The organism is Kitasatospora sp. NPDC091276 (assembly GCF_040684355.1).
Taxonomy (GTDB): domain Bacteria; phylum Actinomycetota; class Actinomycetes; order Streptomycetales; family Streptomycetaceae; genus Kitasatospora.
The window spans coordinates 216,715-234,100 of the sequence record NZ_JBFBFU010000007.1; the positions used below are offsets into that span (position 1 = coordinate 216,715).

General features: G+C 72.5%; 13 protein-coding genes. 10 read left to right on the forward strand and 3 right to left on the reverse strand.

Going from position 1 to position 17,386, the window contains the following annotated elements:
• Nucleotides 1-10: 10 nt before the first annotated feature.
• Together AB0O19_RS11850 and AB0O19_RS11855 are read right to left on the reverse strand one after the other, a co-directional pair.
• Nucleotides 11-1,777, reverse strand: coding sequence for a penicillin-binding transpeptidase domain-containing protein (locus AB0O19_RS11850; protein WP_363619211.1), 1,767 nt, complete (start codon nt 1,775-1,777; stop codon nt 11-13).
• Nucleotides 1,778-1,951: 174 nt separating this feature from the next.
• Complete coding sequence (locus AB0O19_RS11855) at nt 1,952-3,847, reverse strand: phospholipid carrier-dependent glycosyltransferase (protein ID WP_363619212.1); 1,896 nt, start codon at nt 3,845-3,847, stop codon at nt 1,952-1,954.
• A gap of 97 nt (nt 3,848-3,944) precedes the next feature.
• Between AB0O19_RS11855 and rsmI the strand changes: the two genes are divergently transcribed.
• From rsmI to AB0O19_RS11895, 8 genes are all read left to right on the forward strand, one after another.
• Nucleotides 3,945-4,835 (forward strand): 16S rRNA (cytidine(1402)-2'-O)-methyltransferase, encoded by an 891-nt coding sequence (gene rsmI, locus AB0O19_RS11860; RefSeq protein WP_363585340.1) that lies wholly within the window; start codon nt 3,945-3,947, stop codon nt 4,833-4,835.
• A gap of 247 nt (nt 4,836-5,082) precedes the next feature.
• The gene (locus AB0O19_RS11865; RefSeq protein ID WP_363585339.1) at nt 5,083-5,508 is read left to right on the forward strand and encodes a hypothetical protein; all 426 of its coding nucleotides are present in this window, start codon (nt 5,083-5,085) and stop codon (nt 5,506-5,508) included.
• 151 nt (nt 5,509-5,659) lie between these two features.
• A complete protein-coding gene (gene metG / locus AB0O19_RS11870; protein ID WP_363619213.1) occupies nt 5,660-7,279 on the forward strand; it encodes a methionine--tRNA ligase in 1,620 nt (539 codons plus the stop codon).
• Nucleotides 7,279-8,157, forward strand: coding sequence for a TatD family hydrolase (locus tag AB0O19_RS11875; protein ID WP_363619214.1), 879 nt, complete (start codon nt 7,279-7,281; stop codon nt 8,155-8,157). Before metG ends, AB0O19_RS11875 begins: the two co-directional genes overlap by 1 nt.
• A 70-nt stretch (nt 8,158-8,227) precedes the next feature.
• Complete coding sequence (locus AB0O19_RS11880) at nt 8,228-8,827, forward strand: Uma2 family endonuclease (protein ID WP_363619215.1); 600 nt, start codon at nt 8,228-8,230, stop codon at nt 8,825-8,827.
• A 28-nt stretch (nt 8,828-8,855) separates the two neighbouring features.
• The gene (gene rsmA / locus AB0O19_RS11885) at nt 8,856-9,779 is read left to right on the forward strand and encodes a 16S rRNA (adenine(1518)-N(6)/adenine(1519)-N(6))-dimethyltransferase RsmA (protein WP_363619216.1); all 924 of its coding nucleotides are present in this window, start codon (nt 8,856-8,858) and stop codon (nt 9,777-9,779) included.
• Nucleotides 9,776-10,693, forward strand: coding sequence for a 4-(cytidine 5'-diphospho)-2-C-methyl-D-erythritol kinase (locus AB0O19_RS11890; protein ID WP_363619217.1), 918 nt, complete (start codon nt 9,776-9,778; stop codon nt 10,691-10,693). Before rsmA ends, AB0O19_RS11890 begins: the two co-directional genes overlap by 4 nt.
• Before the next feature lie 244 nt (nt 10,694-10,937).
• The gene (locus AB0O19_RS11895; RefSeq protein ID WP_363619218.1) at nt 10,938-12,797 is read left to right on the forward strand and encodes an ABC-F family ATP-binding cassette domain-containing protein; all 1,860 of its coding nucleotides are present in this window, start codon (nt 10,938-10,940) and stop codon (nt 12,795-12,797) included.
• Between the two features lie 106 nt (nt 12,798-12,903).
• On the opposite strand, the gene AB0O19_RS11900 is transcribed toward AB0O19_RS11895, so the two are convergent.
• Nucleotides 12,904-14,802: an FUSC family protein gene (locus AB0O19_RS11900; RefSeq protein ID WP_363619219.1), complete on the reverse strand. Its 1,899-nt coding sequence runs from the start codon at nt 14,800-14,802 to the stop codon at nt 12,904-12,906.
• A 417-nt stretch (nt 14,803-15,219) separates the two neighbouring features.
• Between AB0O19_RS11900 and AB0O19_RS11905 the strand changes: the two genes are divergently transcribed.
• Both AB0O19_RS11905 and AB0O19_RS11910 read left to right on the forward strand, forming a co-directional pair.
• A complete protein-coding gene (locus AB0O19_RS11905; RefSeq protein WP_363619220.1) occupies nt 15,220-15,666 on the forward strand; it encodes a hypothetical protein in 447 nt (148 codons plus the stop codon).
• Between the two features lie 43 nt (nt 15,667-15,709).
• Nucleotides 15,710-17,386: a hypothetical protein gene (locus AB0O19_RS11910; protein WP_363619221.1), complete on the forward strand. Its 1,677-nt coding sequence runs from the start codon at nt 15,710-15,712 to the stop codon at nt 17,384-17,386.

Genomic DNA, 17,386 nt, shown 5'->3' on the forward strand with positions numbered 1-17,386 from the left:
GCGGGTTGTTCTAGCGGCCCGCGGCCTTGAGCAGCGAGGCGACGGCCGGGCCGGCCGCGTCCACGCCGTGGCCGCCGCCCTGAACCTCGGCGGCGACCGCGATGTTGCCGCGGAAGGCGGTGAACCAGCTGTTGGTGGTGGTCGCGCCGGCGACCTCGGCGGAGCCGGTCTTGGCACCCGCGTTGTCGGTGATCCCGGCCATCACGTCCTTGGCCGTGCCGCCGGTGGCGGTGGCGTTCATCATCGCGCGCAGCTTGCCCGCGACGTCCGGCGCGATCTGGCGGGCCGCCGCCTGCTGCGGCAGGCCGGCGACCAGGATCGGCTGCTTGAACGCGCCGCTCTGGACGGTCGCGGTGATCGAGGCGATGGCCAGCGGGTTCATCTGGACCTTGCCCTGGCCGATGTAGTTCATGGCCTGCTCGTCCTTGCTGCCCGGCGTCGGCGGCACCTTGCCGTCGGTGTTCGGCAGGCCGGTCTTCCACTCCAGGCCGATGCCGAACACGTCCTTGGCCGTGCTGGACAGCGTCTCGGGCTTGAGGCTGGTCAGGCCCTGGTTGATGAAGGCCGTGTTGCAGGACATCATGAAGTCCTGCTGGAGCGTGTTGTTGGGGAAGGCGCCCGGGAAGTCGTTCGGGATCGCGACCGGGTTGCTGCTCTTCTCCGGGCAGGCCACCACGGTGTCCGGGTTGACCCCGGCCTCCAGCAGCGCCGTCGAGGTGACGATCTTCATCGTCGAGCCGGGCGCGAGCAGGCCGGTGAAGGCCCGGTTCTGACCGCTGGCCGGCGCGTTGGCGAAGGCCAGCACCTGGCCGGTGCTCGGCTCGATCGCGGCGATCGACCCGGACTTGCCGCCCAGGTCCGTCATCGCCTTCTCGGCCGCCGCCTGGATGGTGTTGTCGATGGTCACCTTGAACGGCTTGCCGGGCTTGGGCTCGACGATGGTGAACAGCTTGTCCGAGGCCCCCTTTCCGGCCGGGTCGCTGATCACCACCGCGCTGCCCGCGTCCTGGTCCTTGTTCGGGTCCGGCGGCAGCAGCTTGTGGGCGTTGTCCTGGAGGGTGGACAGCAGCGCCGGGGTGAGCGAGGCGCCCTGCAGCGGCTTGCCGTTGCGGTCCACCACGGTGGACGGCGGGGCGAAGACCTGCTGGGTGGCGATCGTCTCGTTGCCGGACAGGTGCGGGTGGATCACCGTCGGCGCCCAGTGCACGGCCGGGGTGTTGTCGCTCATCTTCACGACGTTCAGGAAGCCGTTGTAGTCCCAGACCCGGTTGGTGCCGGCGAACTCGGCGCGCGCCTTGAAGCCCATCAGCACACCGGCGGGGCCGGCCGAGGCGGAGGCCGACGGCGAGTCGGTGGCACCGGGGGTCGCGCCCGCCGACGGCGTGGCCGAGGCTCCGGCGGAGGGCTTGGCCGGCGCGGGGGTGCCGGTGGCCGACGCGAAGGCCTGCGGGGTGGCCGGGCCGGCCGGGGCCAGGGTCAGCGCGCTCGGCTTGACCTGGTCGCGGAACGCCGTCAGCGCGGTGGTGGCCGCGGCCGGGTCGTCCGTCAGCGCGGCGGCCTTGTCCAGGTCGCCGGCCGCCCAGGCCGCCAGGAAGTCCTTCGCACCGTTGGTCGCCTGCTCGGCCGAGGGCGGCTCGGCGACCACCGTGCGGGGCTTCTTCGCCGAGGACGATCCGGAGTCCGAGCCGCCCATCAGGCTGTACGCCCCGTAGCCACCGCCCGCGAGCACGGCGACGGAGACGCCGGTGATGATGCCGATCTTCGCGCCTCTGCGCATGGTGCTGTTCCCCCAAGGGTCTGCCGGACGGGCGCGACCGACCGGGGCCGGACACGCTGTTCCCCCCACCCTAGGCAGCGCCGATCGGTGCGCCGACGAAATGCCCGCGAGTTGTGACGGATCTGGTACGTGTCGTGCACCGCATACGGACGATTCGGGGAACAGCGGTGTCGATCAGATCCAGCTGTTGAACCACATCCGCTGGCGCCAGTCGTCCATCGGAATCGTCTGCCCGGTGAACAGCGGGAAGAAGAAGAGGAAGTTCCACACGATCAGCAGCACCAGCAGCCCGGCCGCCGCCGAACCGATGATCCGGCGGTCCCGGGAGGCCCCCGGAGGCCCGATCAGCGCACCGACCAGCATGGTCACCGCGAGCACCAGGAACGGGACGAACACCACCGCGTAGAAGAGGAAGATCGTCCGCTGCTGGTAGGCGAACCACGGCAGGTAGCCGGCGGCCAGGCCGCACAGCACCGCGCCCGCCCGCCAGTCCCGCCGCGCCACCCAGCGCCACAGGCAGTACACCAGCGCCACCACGGCCGCCCACCACAGCAGCGGGGTGCCGATGCCCAGCACCTCGCGGGCGCACTCGGCGGCCGTGCAGCCGCTCTGGCCCTGCTTGGGGGACTCGTAGAAGAACGAGACCGGCCGGCCCAGCACCAGCCAGGACCACGGGTTCGACTGGTAGGTGTGCGGGTCGCTCAGGTGGGTGTGGAAGTCGTAGACCGTCGAGTGGTAGTGCCACAGGGCGCGCAGCCCCTCGGGTATCCACGGGTAGTCGGTCGAGCGGCCCACCGCCCAGTCCCGGCCCCAGCCGCCCTTGCCCGGCACGTTGCTGCTGGCGAACCAGCCCCACCAGGACGTGACGTAGACGACCAGCGACACCACCACGACCGACACGAAGGCCGGCACCACGTCCCGGGCGAGCGTCGCCAGGTACGGGCGCGGGGCCCCGGCCAGGCGGCGCGCGCCGACGTCCCACAGCACCGTCATCACGCCGAACGCCGCCGCCACGTACAGGCCGCTCCACTTGGTGGCGCAGGTCAGGCCGACGCAGACGCCGGCCGCGATCCGGTACGGGCGCCAGCCCAGGTTCGCCCGCTGCGCCAGCACCGCGTCCGGCACCCCGCCGAGCCGGTCGGCCAGCCGGGCCCGGGTGCGGTCGCGGTCCAGCAGCAGGAAACCGAAGGCGGCGAGGATCCAGAACATCACCACCAGGTCCAGCAGCGCGGCGCGGCTGAGCACCAGGTGCAGGCCGTCCACCGAGAGCAGCAGGCCGGCCACGCAGCCCAGCAGGGTCGAGCGGAACAGCCGGCGGGCGATCCTGGCCACCATCAGCACCGACAGCGTGCCGAGCAGGGCCACCGCGAACCGCCAGCCGAAGGGGTTCATGCCGAACAGCATCTCGCCGGCGCCGATGATCCACTTGCCCACCGGCGGATGGACCACGTAGGAGGCCGCCGAGCGGTACGGGACGGCCGCGCCGGGCGTCATGATCTGCTCGTTGGCGCCGTCCGGCCAGTTGATCTCGTAGCCGCCGTGCCAGAGCGCGTAGGCGTCCTTGGCGTAGTACGTCTCGTCGAAGATGATCGCGTGCGGCTGGCCGAGGTTGGTGAAGCGCAGGATCCCGGCGAACACCGCCACCGCGATCGGGCCCAGCCAGCCGGACCAGCGGCACAGCCACGACCACACGGCCGGCGGCACGGACACGCCCAGCCGCAGCAGCAGCGGCGACGGAGGCACCACCGCCGGGGTCACCCCGGGGCCGTCCGGCATCGGCGGGACCAGGCGCTCGGCCAGCGGGGCCACCGGGCGGCCGACGTAGCCGAACCCGGCCAGCCGCTCGCGCCAGCTGCGCGCGGCGCTGCCGGGCTGGTCGGGTTGGCCGGGTTGGTCGGGCTGGTCCGGGCGGTCGAACTGGTCGGGTTGGTCGGGCCGCGCGGGGCTCCCGGCCTGGTCGGCGGGCCGGGAAGCCGGGACGGCGGAGGACGGCAGGCCGGCCACGTCGCCGCCATCCTGCGCGGTGTGGTCTGTACCAGTGGGCGTGCGCGCCGCCGTGTCGCCGTTCATCCGCCACATCGTAGGGGCGCTTCTCGCACGTGTGACCGCTCCCTCGGAAGCTGCCCGAATCGTCACCAAAAGCCCCCGGGCCGCGGTAGCTGCAAGGATGGGGCCCGTGACAGGAGTACTCGTTCTCGCAGGCACCCCCATCGGCGACGTCTCGGACGCCCCGCCCCGGCTGCTCACCGAACTGGCCACGGCGGACGTGATCGCGGCCGAGGACACCCGGCGGCTGCGCCGGCTCACCCAGGCGCTCGGGGTGACCCCGGCCGGGCGGGTGGTCTCCTACTTCGAGGGCAACGAGGTCGGCCGCACCCCCGAACTGGTCGAGGCACTGCTCGGCGGCGCCCGGGTGCTGCTGGTCACCGACGCCGGCATGCCGTCCGTCTCCGACCCCGGCTACCGGCTGGTCGCCGCCGCCGTCGAGGCCGACGTCAAGGTCACCGCGGTGCCCGGGCCGTCCGCCGTGCTCACCGCGCTCGCGCTGTCCGGCCTGCCCGTCGACCGCTTCACCTTCGAGGGCTTCCTGCCGCGCAAGACCGGCGACCGGGCCCGGCAACTCGCCTCGATCGCGGCCGAGCCGCGCACCATGGTCTTCTTCGAGGCGCCGCACCGGATCGCCGAGGCGCTCGCCGCGATGGCCGAGGCGTTCGGCGCCGACCGGCCCGCCGCCGTCTGCCGCGAGCTCACCAAGACGTACGAGGAGGTGAAGCGCGGACCCCTCGGCGACCTGGCGGCCTGGGCCGCCGAAGGCGTCAGGGGCGAGATCACCGTCGTCGTCGCGGGCGCCCCGCCGGCGGCGCCGCAGGAGCTCACCCCCGCCGAACTGGCCCGGCTGGTGGCCGTCCGGGAGGAGGCCGGGGAGCGCCGCAAGGAGGCCATCGCGGCCGTCGCGGCGGAGCTCGCGCTGCCGAAGCGGGAGGTGTTCGACGCGGTGGTGGCGGCCAAGAACGAGGCGAAGAACGAGGCCGCGAAGGGGGCGGGGACGGGGCCGTGAAAGAGGGGTGAATTCCGGGGGGTTGCGTGACCCCGGGGGAGTCGTACCTTTGAGGGAAGGCCCCGGTAAACGCCCACGGAGCTGAAAGTTCGGTCGCGGTTTCCGGAACGATCCAGGCCTTTCGTATAGGAGTTCCCAACCCGCGTCCAACTCTTCACAAGCAGGGCATCGGCCGAGGCCGTCAGGGCATTTCCTGGAATGGAAAGACCCAGCCGGGCGAGCGCCCGGCGGGCGCTGGGAGACGGCTATGAGCGAGATGATCGGTAGCCCCCTCGGTGGCAACGCGCTGAGCGCCCCCGGCCTGGCCGGACGGCCGCACACTCCCGTCGAGACCGTGCGGGAGGCCTACTCCTTCGCCTGCCTGCGATGCGGGTACGGCTGGGAGCAGGCGTACGACATCGAGCACCACGCCGGCAAGGACGGGCACGTCGTGTTCGAATACCACGCCAACGGTGTCCGGGTACCGTCCCCGCTGCTCAAGCCGACCTGCCCGGGGTGTGGCGGACACACCGTCCGGATCATGCGCGAGGGCCGGGTCGCCACCGCCGACCAGTCCTGGCACCACGCCCCCGGCTACCCGGCGCACGCCGAGCCGGCCGGGGCGGCCCCGGTGACCGACCCCGCGAAGCCGCGCGGACGCTGGGCCCGGTTCTGGTCGCGGCTGCTGGGCTGACCGCCGGCACCGGGAGCGCACCCGGGGGCCGCCCGCCGCGAGCAGCGCGGCGGGCGGCCCCCGCCGTCGCCGGCCGGGCGGTGATCCGTCGAGGGCGGCGGGTGGCAATCCGGTCGAGGGCTGCGGGCGGGCCCGACTAAGCTTTCCGACCATGGCGGCCACTGCAGACCACAGCACCACCGGGGCGACCGCCCCGGCGTACTACGTTTCCACCCCGATCTACTACGTCAACGATCGCCCGCACCTGGGCCACGCGTACACCACCGTGGCGGGCGACGTCCTCACCCGCTGGCACCGCCAGCGCGGCGAGAAGGTGTGGTACCTGACCGGCACCGACGAGCACGGTCAGAAGATCATGCGGACCGCCGAGGCCAACGGCGTCAGCCCGCAGGAGTGGTGCGACAAGCTGGTCGAAGAGGCCTGGAAGCCGCTCTGGGAGCACCTGGAGATCGCCAACGACGACTTCATCCGCACCACCCAGCAGCGCCACACCGACCGCGTGCAGGAGTTCGTCCAGGACCTGTACGACAAGGACGAGATCTACAAGGGCGGCTACTCCGGCCCGTACTGCGTCGGCTGCGAGGAGTTCAAGCTCCCGGCCGAACTGCTCGACGGCGCCACCGAGGACGAGAAGCTCTGCGCCGTGCACAAGCGGCCGGTCGAATGGCTGGAGGAGGAGAACTACTTCTTCCGCCTCTCCGCCTACGGCCCGAAGCTGCTGGAGTTCTACGCCGCCAACCCGGACTTCATCCAGCCGGCCTCGGCCCGCAACGAGGTGCTGCGCTTCGTCGAGCAGGACCTGAAGGACCTCTCGATCTCCCGCTCCACCTTCAACTGGGGCGTCCCGCTGCCCTGGGACGAGAAGCACGTCCTGTACGTGTGGGTGGACGCGCTGCAGAACTACATCACCGCGGCCGGCTACGGCAGCGACCCGGAGCGCTTCGCCGAACTGTGGCCGGCCTCCGTCCACCTGGTGGGCAAGGACATCCTGCGCTTCCACGCGGTGATCTGGCCCGCCATGCTGATGGCCGCGGGCCTGCCGCTGCCCAAGCGGGTCGTCGCCAACGGCTGGCTGATGGTCGGCGGCGAGAAGATGTCCAAGTCCAACCTGACCGGCATCTCGCCCACCGACCTCACCTCGCACTTCGGCGTGGACGCCTACCGCTACTACTTCCTGCGGGCGATCCCCTTCGGCACCGACGGCTCGTTCTCCTGGGAGGACTTCACCGCCCGGTACACCTCCGAACTCGCCAACGACTTCGGCAACCTGGCCTCCCGGGTCGCCGCCATGGTCGGCAAGTACTTCGACGGCGCGCTGCCGGCCGCCGCCGCCCCCGGTGACGCCGAGCAGGCCATCGCGGACGGCCTCGCCACGGCCCTCGCCACCGCCGACCGGAAGATCGGCGAGGAGCTGGACTTCGCCGGCGGCCTCGCGGCGATCTTCGAGTTCGTCAAGCAGGTCAACGGCTACCTCACCGAGCAGGAGCCGTGGAAGGTGGCCAAGGACGACTCGGAGCAGGGCCGGGCCCGCCTCGCCACCATCCTCTACACCGCCGCCGAGGCGCTGCGCGGCACCGCCGTCATGCTCAACCCGGTGATGCCGTCCACCGCCGAGAAGCTGTGGACCTCGCTCGGCGCCGAGGCCGGCCTCGGCGCGCTCGCCGCGCAGACCATCGCCACCACCGCCGACTGGGGCCGGCTGCCCGCCGGCAGCACCGTCACCAAGGGCGAGATCCTGTTCCCGCGCCTCGAAGAGAAGCCCGCCTCCTGATGTCTGCCAAGGACGACGCCCGGTCGACCCCGCCGCCACTGCCGGAACCCCTGGCCGTGGCGGTGGCCGACTCGCACACCCACCTCGACATGCAGGCCGGCACCCCGGCCGAGGGACTGGCCCGGGCCGCCTCGGTCGGGGTCACCACGGTCGTCCAGGTGGGCTGCGACGTGCCCGGCTCGCGCTGGGCCGCCGAACTGGCGGCCCAGTACGAGCAGGTGCACGCGGCCGTCGCCCTGCACCCCAACGAGGCGCCGCGGATCTTCCTCGGCGACGCGGACGGCTGGTCCGGCCAGCAGCGGAAGGCGGGCGGCGAGGCCGCGCTGGAGGAGGCGCTCGCCGAGATCGACCGGCTCGCCGCCCTCCCGCAGGTCCGCGCCGTCGGCGAGACCGGCCTCGACTACTTCCGCACCGGCCCCGAGGGCGTCGAGATCCAGAAGGAGTCGTTCCGCCGCCACATCGAGATGGCCAAGCGGCACGACAAGGCCCTGGTCATCCACGACCGCGACGCCCACGAGGACGTCATCGCCGTCCTGCTGGCGGAAGGCGCCCCCGAGCGGACGGTCTTCCACTGCTACTCCGGCGACGCCGAGATGGCCAAGGTCTGCGCCGAACACGGCTGGTACCTGTCCTTCGCCGGCCCGGTCACCTTCAAGGCCAACCAGCCGCTGCGCGACGCCCTCGCCGCCACCCCCCTCGACCGGATCCTGGTCGAGACCGACGCGCCCTTCCTCACCCCCCACCCCTACCGCGGCCGGCCCAACGCCCCGTACCTCATCCCGGTCACCGTCCGCTCGATGGCCGGCACGCTGGGGCTGCACGAGGACGAGCTGTCCACGGCGATCGCGGAGAACACGGCCCGGGCCTTCGGGTACTGAGCCGGTCGAACGAAAGTCTGATTCCGGTGGAACGATTCGGCACTCCCGGCTGCTTCTCAGGCTGGCTAGCATGAGTGCAGTGGGGGAGGTGGCGATGACCGCCGAGCCGATCGACTGGATGCATCCGCCGTCCCAGGGCTGGACGTACGAGCAGGTCAAGGACCTCGACCTGCCGTTCGATTGGGAACTGGTGGACGGAGCCGTCGTGGTCCGAGGGACGGCGAAGTGGTGGCACGACCAGGTGCGCGATCAGCTGCTCATCAGGTTGTCCGGCGCGCGGACCACGCCTTACGTCGTGAACGCCGAGCGCTGCGTCCTGCTCGACGAGTACAACACCTCCAAGCCCGACGTCGTCGTCATCGACAAGACCGGCCTCGACTTCTTCGAGCTGGAGTGCACCCCGCCCGAGTCGGTGGTCCTGGCGGTCGAGGTCGTATCACCCGGCTCCAGGGTCGCCGACCGTTTCCGCAAGCCCGGCCAGTACGCCGAGAAGAAGATCCCGTACTACTGGCGGGTCGAGCGCGGCCTCGACAACCTGCCGATCGTGCACGAGTTCCACCGGGACGAGGAGAAAGGCGTCTACCTGCCCGTCGCCCAGCACGAGGGCGTGCTCCGCACCTCGGTGCCGTACCCCGTCGAGATCGACCTCGCCCAGGTCGTCGAACTCTGAGGGCCCCGCGCGCCCGTATCCTTGGCGCGTGAGCACCACCGACCCCACCCCTGACAGCCACCTGCTGGGCGCCGCCGACATTCGGGAGCTGGCGGCCGCGTTCGGCGTGAAGCCGACCAAGCAGCGCGGGCAGAACTTCGTCATCGACGGCAACACCGTGCGGCGGATCGTCCGGGCAGGCGGGGTGACGGCCGAGGACGCGGTGGTCGAGGTCGGGCCCGGGCTCGGGTCGCTGACGTTGGCGCTGCTGGAGGTGGCCGCGCACGTCACGGCGGTGGAGATCGACCCGGTGCTGGCACAGCACCTGCCGGCGACCGTCGCGGCCCGGATGCCCGGCAAGGTCGACAGCTTCGACCTGGTGTTCAGCGACGCCATGGAGGTCACCGAGCTGCCCGGGCCGGCGCCCACCGCGCTGGTCGCCAACCTGCCGTACAACGTGGCCGTGCCCGTCCTGCTGCACATGCTGGCGACCTTCCCCAGCATCGAGCGCACCCTGGTGATGGTGCAGGCCGAGGTCGCCGACCGGCTCGCCGCCAAGCCCGGCAACAAGGTGTACGGCGTCCCGTCCGTCAAGGCCAACTGGTACGCCGACGTGAAGCGGTCCGGTGCCATCGGCCGGAACGTGTTCTGGCCCGCCCCCAACGTCGACTCCGGGCTGGTCTCGCTGATTCGCCGCGAGCCGCCGAAGACCACCGCCAGCCGCAGGGAGGTGTTCGCCGTCGTCGACGCCGCGTTCGCCCAGCGGCGCAAGACCCTGCGGGCCGCGCTGGCCGGCTGGGCCGGCTCCGCCGCCGGGGCCGAGCAGGCGCTCGCGGCGGCCGGGATCGACCACAAGCTGCGCGGCGAGATGCTCACGGTGGAGCAGTTCGCCGCGATCGCCGAGCACAAGCCGAAGATCGCCGAGCACGAGCCGGAGATCGCCGAGCACGAGCCGGAGGCGGACTCCCAGTGATCACCGTGCGGGTTCCGGCCAAGGTCAACGTCCAGCTCGGGGTGGGCGGACTGCGCGCTGACGGGTTCCACGACCTGGCCAACGTGTTCTTCGCCGTCGCCCTCGGCGACGAGGTCACCGCCACGGCGGGGGAGGGCGTCACGCTCTCCTGCACCGGGCCGGACGCCCACGTCGTCCCCCTCGACGACAGCAACCTCGCCGCCCGCGCCGCCCGCCTGCTCGCCGCCCACCACGGCATCGCGGACCCCGGCGTGCACCTGCACATCGCCAAGGCCATCCCGGTCGCCGGCGGCATGGCCGGCGGCAGCGCCGACGGGGCCGCCGCGCTGGTCGCCTGCGACGCGCTCTGGCAGCTCGACACCCCCCTCGACACCCTCCTGGAGCTGGCCGCCGAACTCGGCTCCGACGTGCCGTTCGCCCTGCTCGGCGGCGTCGCGTTGGGCCTCGGCCGGGGCGAGATCCTGCAGCCGCTCACCGTCGACGGCACCTTCCACTGGGTGTTCGCGGTCGCCGATGGCGGCCTCTCCACCCCCGCCGTCTTCCGCGAGTGCGACCGTCTGCGCGAGGAGGCCGGCACCGGCTCCAGCGACACCGACGTCCGCACCCCCGACGCCGACCCCGCGCTGCTCGCCGCCCTCGCCCAGGGCGATGCCGTCGCCCTGGCCGCCGCCCTCGCCAACGACCTCCAGCCCGCCGCCCTCTCGCTGCGGCCCGCGCTCGCCGCCACCCTGCGGGCCGGCACCGAGGCCGGCGCGCTCGGCGCCCTCGTCTCCGGCTCGGGGCCGACCTGCGCGTTCCTCGCCAAGGACGCCGACGCGGCCGCCGCCGTCGCCGAGGCGCTGCGGGCCTCCGGCACCTGCCGGACCGCGCACGCCACGTACGGGCCGGTGCCGGGGGCGGCGCTGGTGCCGTAGGGCCCGCCGGTTTCGGGGACCCCGCCCGTGTCGTAGGGACCCCGCTCGTGTGGTGGGGACCCCGCCCGTGCCGTAGGGGCTTCGCCGGTTCGGGGCCCGCCGGTTTCGGGCCCCCGCCGCCGCAGGCGGTGAGGGCGCTTCGGCGGGCCCATTAGGCTGGGGAGATCGGGGCGTCCCCGACAGGGGTGCCCGGCCGCGACCGGCGGGCCGCCCCGAGACCGCCAATCCCAGGAGCGCAGCAGACGTGGCCGTCAACCTCGCCACCATCGAGTCCGTCACGAAGGTCTACGGCACCCGCGCCCTCCTGGACGGAGTCAGCCTCGGCGTCAGCGAAGGCGACCGGATCGGCGTCGTCGGACGCAACGGCGACGGCAAGACCACCCTGATCCGGATGCTCGCCAAGCTGGAGGAGGCCGACAGCGGCCGGATCACCTGGAACGGCGGCCTCCAGCTGGCCGTCCTCACGCAGCACGACTCGCTCGACCCGACGGCCACCATCCGGCACGAGGTGATCGCCGACCGGGCCGACCACGAGTGGCTCGGCGACGCCCGCATCCGCGACATCGTCGAAGGCCTCTTCGGCGGCCTCGACCTGCCCGGCTTCGCCGACGGCCTCGACACCGTCATCGGCCCGCTCTCCGGCGGCGAGCGCCGCCGGATCGCCCTCGCCAAGCTGCTCCTCGGCTCGCCCGACCTGATCGTCCTCGACGAGCCCACCAACCACCTCGACGTCGAGGGCATCAACTGGCTCGCCCAGCACCTGCAGAAGCGCCGCTCCGCGCTGGTCTGCGTCACCCACGACCGCTGGTTCCTCGACCAGGTCTGCACCCGGATGTGGGACGTCCAGGGCGGCGCCGTGCACGAGTACGAGGGCGGCTACTCCGACTACGTCTTCGCCCGCGCCGAGCGCTCCCGGATCGAGGCCGTCGAGGAGCAGAAGCGCCAGAACCTCGCCCGCAAGGAACTCGCCTGGCTGCGCCGCGGCGCCCCCGCCCGCACCTCCAAGCCGCGCTACCGGATCGAGGCCGCCAACGCCCTGATCGCCGACGTGCCGGAGCCCCGGGACCGGTCCGAGCTGATGAAGTTCGCCAACGCGCGACTGGGCAGGACCGTCTTCGACCTGGAAGGCGTCACCGTCAAGGCCGGCCCCAAGCTGCTGCTGGAGAACCTCACCTGGCAGCTCGGCCCCGGCGAGCGGATCGGCCTGCTCGGCGTCAACGGCGCCGGCAAGACCTCGCTGCTGCGCGCCCTGCGCGACGCGTACGCCTCCGAGGGCGACGTGCAGCCCGCGTCGGGTCTGATCAAGGTCGGCAAGACGGTGCGGCTCGCCTACCTGTCGCAGGAGGTCGTCGAACTGGACCCGGCCATCCGGGTGCTCCAGGCCGTCGAGCAGGTCCGCTCGCGCGTCGACCTCGGCAAGGGCCGGGAGATGAGCGCCGGCCAGCTGTGCGAGCAGTTCGGCTTCGGCAAGGACAAGCAGTGGACGCCCGTCGGCGACCTGTCCGGCGGCGAGCGGCGGCGGCTCCAGCTGCTGCGCCTGCTGATGGACGAGCCCAACGTGCTGTTCCTCGACGAGCCCACCAACGACCTCGACATCGAGACCCTCAACCAGCTGGAGGACCTGCTCGACGGCTGGCCCGGCTCGATGATCGTCATCAGCCACGACCGGTTCTTCATCGAGCGGACCACCGACGTCGTCCACGCGCTGCTCGGCGACCAGAAGATGCGGATGCTGCCGGGCGGCGTCGACGAGTACCTGGAGCGGCGGGCGCGGATGGCCGCCTCGATCGCCGCCGCCGCTTCGGCCGCGTCGGGTGCTTCGACCGCCTCGACCGCTTCGGCCGCGGCGTCCGGCGGCTCGGACGCCGGGACCGCCGCGTCGGCCCTGTCGGGCGGCGACCTGCGGGCGGCGAAGAAGGAGATGCAGAAGATGGAGCGGCAGATCGCCAAGCTGGACCAGAAGGAGTCCAAGCTGCACGCCCAACTCGCCGAGCACGCCGCCGACTTCTCCAAGGTCGCGGAGCTGGACGCGCAGCTGCGCGCCGTCCGGGAGGAGAAGGAGGAGCTGGAGCTGAGCTGGCTGGAGCTGGCCGAGCAGGTCTGAGCCCCGGTCGGGGTTCTGGTCGGAGTCCTGATCGGAGTCCTGATCGGGGTTCTGGCTGGAGTTCTGGTCGGAGTCCTCTGGCCGGGACCGGGACTCCGGTCGGGCCCTACCGGGCCAGCAGGGCCTCCAGCTCGTCCGCCGCACGGCCCAGCGCACTGCGCGCCGGGTCGTGCGGCGCCGTCGGGCGGGCCGCCGCCCCGGTCGGCGGGCGGTGCTCGCGGGCCGCCGCCGTCAGCTCGTCCAGCGCCCGGCGCACCCGCCCCACCTCCGCCGGATCCGGCACCCGGCCGCCGTACCGCAGCTGCGCCGCGAACGCCGCCACCGCGCCGCCCAGCCGCTCCAACGCCGCCGTCGCCGGCAGCCACTGCTCCGCCAACCGTCCCGTCGGCGGCGGCTCGGCCAGCCCCTGCCGCACCTCCTGGCGGGCGTCCTCCAACGCCCGGTACGCCGTACGGCGCAGCCACACCTCGGCCCGGCCCGCGTCCCCGGTGACCGCGTCCAGATAGGCCCGCAGCGCGGTGGCCGCGTCCACCAGCCGGGGCTCGATCCGGTGCCGCGGACGCTCCGGCCACAGCAGATAGCCGAAGAGCAGCACGATCGCGCTCGCGAGCACCGTGTCCAGCACCCGCGGCCAGAACTCGGCCGCGCTGCTCTGCCCGCCCAACTGGAGCAGGATCAACGCCATCGGCGTCATCGCCACCGTGTTCAGCCCGTAGTGCGCCGCCGTCGCGTACGGCAGCAGGGCCACGCAGAACGCGGCGATCGCCGTCAGTACCCACGCGTCGGTCGTGAGCGACACCACGGCCGCCGTGACCGCCACCCCGAGCACCGTGCCGACCGAGCGGCTCACCGCCCGCAGGAACACCGAACCGAGATCCGGCTTCAACACGAAGGCGATCGTCATCGGCACCCAGTAGCTCTTGCTGAGCGGGTAGCTGGCCGTCACCGCCGAACCGACCGCGATGCACAACGCCACCCGCAGCCCGTACCGGACCGAACCGCGCGACAGCAGCCGCACCCGCAGCCGCCACGGATCGGGCGGCGGCGCCGGGGCGGTACCGACCTCCGCCTCCCGGCCGGCCACGGTGTCGGCCGCCGCGCGCAACGCCACGTCCAGGGCCTGCCGGGACGGCGTGTCCGGCTGCCACTGCGGAACGGCGACCTCGCCGCCGCCCCGCCGGACCGCGTCCGCCAACCGGAGCGGCACCTCCGCGACCTCGGGCGGCACCGGCCGCCACGCCCACAACAGGCCCGTCGCCGCCTCGGTGGCGGCCAACGCCGCCTCGTACATCCGGCGCAGCCGAACCGTACGGGCGGACTCCGACCCCGGGCGGTGCGGTCGCGGGAGGAGGTCCTGCAACTGGTTCAACCGGGCCGTCAACACCTGGCGCGAAGCCGCGCCCTGCGGCGTGCCCAAATCGGCCAGCGTCCGGCCGAACGCCTCGTACACGGCCGCCAGCGCACGGTTGCGCGGATCCGAGGCGGGACGGCGGTGCGCGCCCCCCGGCAGACCCAGCACCACCACGAACGCGGCACCCGCCAGCATCATCGGCGCCGCCGCCCACCACGGATCCGGCAACGGCATCCCGCTGCCCAACGCCGCCGACACCAGCAGCAGCATCCCCGCCGCCGAACCCCGCGGGCCCGTCGCACTCAGCGCGCCGGACGCGAACGCCGTGAACGTGAGCGCCGCACCGAGCACCACCGCCGAAACGTGCGCGTGCTGGAGGGAAGTGCCGATCAGCATGCCGAGCGCCGAAGCCAGCACCGCCGACACGATCCGGGGCACCCGCAGGCCGCTCGGCTCCGCGCGGTCGTTCATCGTCGCGTGCATCGCGCCCAGACCGGCGAACACCCCCAGATCCAGCCGGTGCGCCAGCAGCCCTGCGGCCAGCGGCACCGCCATGCCCACCGCCGCGCGGGCCATCAGCGCCAGCGGCACCGGCGGCCGGGAAGGACGGGCGGCACGGGCCCACCAGGAGGGGGCGGACTCGTCTGCGGGCATCAGGTCACGTCCGTTCTGCGGCCATGGGTCGCTGCTGTGCGACATTGCGCGGCAGATGGGGGCGTACCCGGTCCAACCGGGCGAGACCAGTCTACCGGGGCCCGGCGCGACACCCCCGAGGGCCGCACGTGTCAAGTTCGTACCGATCCCGCACAGGCGGGCCAAGGGCCCTGCCGACCCGACAGGGGCGGTGGCTACGATTACGGAGGCGGAGACCGCCCCCAGGGCGGGCGGTGCACCGACCAGCACTGTACGACCGAGAAGTTGACGGTATGTTGCGGAGCGGCGGCCCCGGGGCTACCCCGAACCGCCGCCCGTACGGGGGAGAGGTGAACTGCTGTGGCAGGAGAGGTTCCACCGAACACGGGGGCCAGTCCGGACACGTCCGGTGACGTCACGCCATTTATGCTCAGCCACATGCTGGGGTTCGGCCCCCTCGTCAGCACCGTGCAGACGAACGTCAGCGCCGCCGACCTGGTGTCCGCCTTCGGCAAGAAGGACGTCAAGGTCGAGCTCGACACGCTCACCGCGTTCGCCAAGAAGATCGAAGCCCTGCTCCAGGCCATGGAGGGCTCCCCGGCGGCCCCGTACAAACTCCAGGAACAGAAGCTGACCGGCGGAAGCTTCGCCAGCGCGGAGTTCGCCGAAGCGACGGCCCTGACCGCGGCCTACGACAAGGTGCACACCCAGCTCGTCAAGCTGCACAAGGACTTCGTGGCGCAGATCGAGGCGATGAAGACCGCGGTCGCGGCGACGGCGGGCAACTACTCGGCCAACGAGGACGACACGGCGGCCGCGCAGAACGCCGTCGCGAAGAACGCGGGCGGCCCCACGCCGACGCGGGCCGGCGGCGAGGGCTTCTGATGGTGGTCGGCGAGGGTGCCCACGGGGAAACGGGGAGTAAGTAGTGGCAGACGGAACGAACTTCGAGGGCGTCGGACACGCCCAGCTCAAGAAAATGGTCCAGAGCACCGACCCCACGACGGTGCTGAGTCGCGGGACTCAGCTGCAGTCGGCCGGCCGTGTCCTGAAGGAACTCGGCGCGGCACTCAAATCGCACATCGGCAACGTCAGCTGGGAAGGGCCGGCCGCCGAGAGCTTCAAGACCTGGGCCGGCAACCTGCAGCAGTCTGCCGCGTTGCTCGGTGACTACTCCACAACCGCCGGCGACGCCATGAACCAGGCCGGTGAGGCACTCAGCACCGCCAAGGTGGCCGTGCCGGACGTGCCACACGACGATGTCGACATCGTCAAGACGCGCTCGACCCAGGGGGCGCCCAACCAGTTGGCGCTCACGAGCGCCAACTTCACCCCGGCCGGGCCGACCACCGCCACCGTCGATGCCATGATGAAGAAGCAGAACTGCTCCTGGGTCACCGAGACGGAGGCTCTGGCCGCCTCCCAGCGGGTCTACAAGGCTCACCAGGAAGCCATCCACCAGATGGAGAAGCTGGGGCAGGCGTACGAGGCGGCGACGACGAAGCTGGCCGGGCTCGGGGACGTGGCTCTGCCGGGCACGCCGGACACGGGCAATCGCGATGGCAAGTCGAACTACTCGGGTGATGACGGATACAGCGGCAGCTACGGAGGCACTGTTCGCAACGCTCGTACGAGTACCAGTACCGCCGGTGGGAGTTACCGCCCGTCCGGCGGCAGCTACAGCGGCGGCTCGGTCTCGATTCACAACCCCAGGTCGGACTCGCAGGTGCCGAGCGAGTCGGGACACGGTGGCCCGATTCCTCCGCGAAGCGGTGGCCAGGTGCCGCCGACGCCGGTGGACCCGGGCTCTTCGACGCCTCCCTCTGTGCCGTCGGAACCCGTCCGCCGCCCCGGTACCGGCCTCGACAGCCTGCCGACCGTGCCGACCCTGCCAGGTCAGACCGGCCCGCTCGGCCCCAGTGGTGGTGGAAGTCTCTCGCCTGACGGTCCGAGTGGGATTCCCGGATACCCGGGTGGCCCCGGTGGCACCCCGGGATATCCGGGTGGTCCAGGTGGCGGCCCGGTGACCGGTTTCTCGGCCGGGGTCGGCGGTGGCTCGATCCCGGCCAAGGGTGGTGGCGGATCCGTCTCCGGCAGGGGCGGGGGCTCGATCCCCGCCCGTACGGCTCCGTTCGGCGGTGGCTCGGTGCCGGGAAAGTCCGGTGGCAGCCCGGGTCTGCCCAGCGGGACGGTCTTCGGCGCGCGCGAGGCCCAGGCGGGTCGGGCGGGAGCAGCCGGCAGCACGGGCGGGGTGGGCGGCATGCATCCGGGGATGGGTGGTGGTTCCGGAGTCGTTGGTTCGGGTGGCAGCTCGCGGGGCCGGGGCCTGACCTCGACCGGAGGGGGAGCGGTCGGCGGCCGCAAGGGACCGGCTGCTGGCGGGGAGTTCACGCCGGGTGGTACGGGCCTGCGTAACCGGGCGGCTGCTGCGGGAGTCGCCGAGGGCGAAGCCCGTTCGGGGCAGAACGGCATGATGGCCCCTGGAACGGCGGGTCACTCCGGGCGGAACGAGCGCGATCGCCGCAAGCGGGCCGACTACCTCCACGAGGACGAGGAGACCTGGACCAGCGGTACGCCGCACAGCAACCCGGACGTGATTGAGTAG

Bases quoted from the DNA above. Each gene is read 5' to 3' on its own strand.
- AB0O19_RS11850 (WP_363619211.1), bottom strand. From the start codon at position 1,777: ATGCGCAGAGGCGCGAAGATCGGCATCATCACCGGCGTCTCCGTCGCC.
- AB0O19_RS11855 (WP_363619212.1), bottom strand. From the start codon at position 3,847: ATGAACGGCGACACGGCGGCGCGCACGCCCACTGGTACAGACCACACC.
- rsmI (WP_363585340.1), top strand. From the start codon at position 3,945: ATGGGGCCCGTGACAGGAGTACTCGTTCTCGCAGGCACCCCCATCGGC.
- AB0O19_RS11865 (WP_363585339.1), top strand. From the start codon at position 5,083: ATGAGCGAGATGATCGGTAGCCCCCTCGGTGGCAACGCGCTGAGCGCC.
- metG (WP_363619213.1), top strand. From the start codon at position 5,660: ATGGCGGCCACTGCAGACCACAGCACCACCGGGGCGACCGCCCCGGCG.
- AB0O19_RS11875 (WP_363619214.1), top strand. From the start codon at position 7,279: ATGTCTGCCAAGGACGACGCCCGGTCGACCCCGCCGCCACTGCCGGAA.
- AB0O19_RS11880 (WP_363619215.1), top strand. From the start codon at position 8,228: ATGAGTGCAGTGGGGGAGGTGGCGATGACCGCCGAGCCGATCGACTGG.
- AB0O19_RS11900 (WP_363619219.1), bottom strand. From the start codon at position 14,802: ATGCCCGCAGACGAGTCCGCCCCCTCCTGGTGGGCCCGTGCCGCCCGT.
- AB0O19_RS11905 (WP_363619220.1), top strand. From the start codon at position 15,220: ATGCTGGGGTTCGGCCCCCTCGTCAGCACCGTGCAGACGAACGTCAGC.